This is a genomic window from Psychrobacter sp. TB20-MNA-CIBAN-0197 (assembly GCF_040309765.1).
GTDB classification, from domain to species: domain Bacteria; phylum Pseudomonadota; class Gammaproteobacteria; order Pseudomonadales; family Moraxellaceae; genus Psychrobacter; species Psychrobacter submarinus.
On record NZ_JBEOPC010001060.1, the window covers coordinates 1 to 251 of the forward strand.

At 37.1% G+C, this 251-nt stretch carries 1 protein-coding gene; it reads left to right on the top strand.

Annotated features, from left to right (window positions below; translation table 11 throughout):
• Positions 1-251 (top strand): hypothetical protein (locus AAEY83_RS17145; RefSeq protein ID WP_351061071.1); only part of this gene is annotated, 251 nt, incomplete at both ends.

A 251-nucleotide genomic window follows, 5' to 3' on the forward strand; every position in this document is an offset into this window, starting at 1 on the left:
CCTTTGTAGAGATCAATCACAGCAACAACATATAAAAATAAATAATTTAAACCAATCGCTTGTTTCATTTTTTGTGAGTGAGCTTAAAAAAGGGACGTCGGTCCCCACGCTTTTAAAGTATGCAACCCTATCAGGAATCTATAAGCGTCAATATATTGCCTTTTTAAGAGATGCCATAGTTGCTGAGCAAAAGCAGCAGCTTAGTATTACTAGCTCTTTAGACGAATTAGCTAATTGGCAAGGCATTGAGG